Origin of the sequence: Mesorhizobium sp. M0698 (genome assembly GCF_040320455.1) — a bacterium.
GTDB lineage: Bacteria > Pseudomonadota > Alphaproteobacteria > Rhizobiales > Rhizobiaceae > Mesorhizobium.
Genome location: NZ_JAMYPQ010000068.1, coordinates 1 through 3,291, shown reverse-complemented (window position 1 = coordinate 3,291; position 3,291 = coordinate 1). Strand labels below are relative to the sequence as shown.

Below are 3,291 nucleotides of genomic sequence, written 5' to 3'. Positions count from 1 at the left end.
GCTTCGCCAGCCGCACGTCGGGCCATCGGCGTGTCGATGAAGACGAAATTGCGCTCCTGGAACCCGACCTCGCCGGCCGCTTCCGTCGTGGATTGCTCTTCCCCGACGAAGCCCATCTCGACCCGCGCCAGGCGATGGCGGCACTGCATGACAGACTAGCAGCGATGGGCATCGAATTCCGCTTCGGCGCCGACGCCCGGCTTGGCTCCGGTTTCGGTCGTCAGATCGACTGCACGGGCATGGCCGCCATAGACGACCGACTGCGCGGCGTTCGCGGCGAGATGCTGATCCTGCGCACGCCCGATGTCTCGCTCTCGCGCCCGGTCCGACTGCTTCATCCGCGCTTTCCGCTCTACGTAGTGCCGCGCGCTGACCACCAGTTCATGGCCGGCGCGACGATGATCGAGAGCCAGTCCGCTGGACGGGTCACGGCGCGTTCCATGATGGAGCTTTTGGGCGCGACCTATACCCTCCATCCGGCCTTTGGCGAGGCCGAGATCGTTGAAACCGGTGTCGGCGTCCGTCCAGCCTTTCCCGACAATCTGCCGCGTGTCGAAGCACGCGAAAGCACCGTGGCGATCAACGGGCTTTATCGCCATGGCTTTCTTCTCGCGCCCGCCATGGCGCGCCAGGCGGCCGAACTCGTCTTCAGTCACCACAAACCCTTGGAGCCCGCCGATGAAACTGATCGTCAACGGCCAAGCGCTTGAGATTGACGCCTCAACGCTGGCCGAACTACTTGCCGCGCTCGACTATGAAGGCGATTGGCTGGCGACGGCCGTCAACAGCGACCTCGTGCACAAAGCCAACCGGGCGGAGTTCCAGTTGAGCGAGGGCGACCGGATCGAAATCCTCTCACCGATGCAGGGAGGCTAGCATGTTCGAGCTTCTCGGGACGACGCTTCCCTCTCGGCTGTTTCTCGGCACGGCTCAATATCCATCGCCCGCCATCCTTGCCGATGCGGTCCAGGCATCGGGCACGTCGGTGGTGACCGTGTCCCTGCGGCGTGAAATGGCCGGCGGCAGGGACGGCGAAAAGTTCTGGTCGTTGATCCGCTCGCTTGGCACAAGAATCCTGCCCAACACGGCCGGCTGCCACTCCGTCAAGGAAGCGGTCACGACCGCGCAAATGGCGCGCGAGGTGTTCGGGACGACCTGGATCAAGCTCGAGGTGATCGGCAACCACGACACTCTGCAGCCGGATGTGTTCGGACTGGTCGAAGCCGCCCGCATCCTGTGCGAGGATGGGTTTTCGGTATTCCCCTATACCACCGACGACCTTGTTGTCGCCGAGCGGCTGCTGGAGGCGGGCTGCAAGGTCTTGATGCCGTGGTGCGCACCGATCGGTTCCGCCCTCGGGCCGGTCAACATCATGGCGCTGCGCTCGATGCGCGGACATTTCCCTGATGTCCCGCTGATCGTGGATGCTGGTCTCGGACGGCCATCGCACGCGACAACAGTCATGGAGTTCGGCTTTGATGCCGTGCTCCTGAACACAGCGGTCGCCAGGGCAGCCGAGCCAGTCGGCATGGCGCGCGCATTCGGCAAGGCAGTCGATGCCGGCCGTGAAGCCTTCCTTTCGGGAATGCTCGAACCCCGCGACGTCGCGGTGCCATCGACACCAACATTCGGCAGGGCGGTTTTCTCATGAAGCTCGATCCCTTCTACCTGATCGTCGACAGCGCCGCCTGGATCGAACGGCTGGTGCCACTTGGCGTCAAGCTGGTTCAGTTGCGCATCAAGGATAGGGACGAGGCCACGCTGCGGACGGAAATCCGCCGCGCGAACGGCGTCTGCGCGGTCCATGGTTGCCAACTGATCGTCAACGACTATTGGCGGCTCGCCTTTGAGGAAGGCTGCGACTTCGTCCATCTCGGCCAAGAGGATTTGGCTGCGGCCGACCTGCTGGCGATTAAGTACGCCGGATTGAAGCTCGGGCTCAGCACGCACGATCATCTCGAACTGGAAACGGCCATCGCTGCCGAGCCCGACTATATCGCGCTCGGCCCCATCTATCCCACCATCCTGAAGCAGATGAAATGGGCGCCGCAAGGGCTCGAGCGGATCAGTGAGTGGAAGCATCGGGTGGCGCCGATCCCATTGGTCTCCATCGGCGGCCTCAACCCCGACCGGCTCGACGGTGTCTTCGAGGCTGGTGCGGACAGCGCGGCGGTGGTCACCGACATCACGTTGAATGCCGATCCCGAAGCGCGCACGCGAGAATGGATCGAAAAGACAAAGCCATGGCGCTGAGGCGAGAACCGCATGTGCTCGTGGTCGGCGGATCAGACTCCAGCGGTGGGGCTGGAATTGCACGTGATATCGAGACGATCTCTTCCATTGGCATGCGCACGACTATGACGGGGCAACGCTAAGAGACCATTTCGGTCTGCCGCGCCCTCCCAATACGTTCAGCCAACCGCAAAAGGCGACCGCTTGAGCTACCTTCGCATCGAGCGTTTTCTCTTGGAGGGATTCGACCGGACACGGACTTCTCGCCCGCATCCCCCGGTCGGTGTTTTGCGTCGTGACGCGCTCCTGGCACATGTCTCCGGTCGGTTTCCGGTTCAGGCTCGGCCTTATTGGCAAGACGATAGCCGCCTCGGATAATCGTGTCCGCTGCATTGACTATTTTGCCGGACTGTTTCGTCTTCCTCGCATTAGCGGACGTTAAATTTCGAGTGTTTCGGCTTGCCGCAAATTAGGATCTCGGTGGCATAACTCCGCATGACTTTTGGGGTGCTGGCAGAAGACTGATGCGCGGGCGTGGGTGGATCAAGGCATTGCGTCAGGACGATGCCCGACAGGTGCGTGCGCACATCGCCGAACTGGAGCGCAACCTCATGGCGACCACACCTCAGGGGCGCCATCGACGTTTCGAAGCCGGGAATGAACTTCGTATTGCGAAATTCCGCCTGGAGCGTCTCGAGGAATGCATCGCCGCAATAGCGGACAAATGTGGGCGTTAGCGGAAGCTCGCCGCTCGAAATTGCCGCGCGGTACGGCCAGACTGTGCGTCGGCGCTGTAATCACAAGGCGGCCCGTCTGACACCGCTCGGTCGGGAGCACCTTTTCAAGCTGCGCTGGGCGGCAGACGCGCAGGCGCACGAGACTACCTGGAGACAACCCGCAAGTGGGGTCCGTAGTACCGGACGAGGGGCACCCGGCCGGCGGGGCCGCCCGTCGCGGCCAAATCGCCTCTATCGTGATAGTGTGCTGAAGGTTCTGCAAAAAGTTTTGGAGAGAGAACGGCGCTTGCTCTGAGGGGCGAGCGGCCATGGCACGGTGGTG

General features: G+C 62.7%; 5 protein-coding genes and 1 pseudogene. All 6 read left to right on the top strand.

Annotated features, from left to right (window positions below; all coding sequences use genetic code 11):
* A partial coding sequence (locus NKI16_RS33880; protein WP_352924793.1) for an FAD-dependent oxidoreductase occupies positions 1 to 710 on the top strand: 710 nt, incomplete at its 5' end.
* Positions 679 to 876, top strand: coding sequence for a sulfur carrier protein ThiS (thiS, locus tag NKI16_RS33875; RefSeq protein WP_352503089.1), 198 nt, complete (start codon positions 679 to 681; stop codon positions 874 to 876). The genes NKI16_RS33880 and thiS, both read left to right, overlap by 32 nt.
* Before the next feature lies 1 nt (position 877).
* The gene (locus tag NKI16_RS33870; RefSeq protein WP_352635138.1) at positions 878 to 1,651 is read left to right on the top strand and encodes a thiazole synthase; all 774 of its coding nucleotides are present in this window, start codon (positions 878 to 880) and stop codon (positions 1,649 to 1,651) included.
* Positions 1,648 to 2,253 carry a thiamine phosphate synthase gene (locus NKI16_RS33865; protein WP_352635140.1) on the top strand — a complete coding sequence of 202 codons (606 nt, stop codon included), beginning with the start codon at positions 1,648 to 1,650 and terminating at the stop codon, positions 2,251 to 2,253. Before NKI16_RS33870 ends, NKI16_RS33865 begins: the two co-directional genes overlap by 4 nt.
* Positions 2,244 to 2,360, top strand: a pseudogene (locus NKI16_RS33860) (hydroxymethylpyrimidine/phosphomethylpyrimidine kinase); the annotation flags it as partial. The gene NKI16_RS33865 and the pseudogene NKI16_RS33860, both read left to right, overlap by 10 nt.
* A gap of 396 nt (positions 2,361 to 2,756) precedes the next feature.
* Positions 2,757 to 2,969 (top strand): hypothetical protein, encoded by a 213-nt coding sequence (locus tag NKI16_RS33855; protein ID WP_352924790.1) that lies wholly within the window; start codon positions 2,757 to 2,759, stop codon positions 2,967 to 2,969.
* Positions 2,970 to 3,291: the final 322 nt, after the last annotated feature.

Coding starts and splice junctions, on each gene's coding strand:
- thiS (WP_352503089.1), top strand. CDS start 679: ATGAAACTGATCGTCAACGGCCAAGCGCTTGAGATTGACGCCTCAACG.
- NKI16_RS33870 (WP_352635138.1), top strand. CDS start 878: ATGTTCGAGCTTCTCGGGACGACGCTTCCCTCTCGGCTGTTTCTCGGC.
- NKI16_RS33865 (WP_352635140.1), top strand. CDS start 1,648: ATGAAGCTCGATCCCTTCTACCTGATCGTCGACAGCGCCGCCTGGATC.
- NKI16_RS33855 (WP_352924790.1), top strand. CDS start 2,757: ATGCGCGGGCGTGGGTGGATCAAGGCATTGCGTCAGGACGATGCCCGA.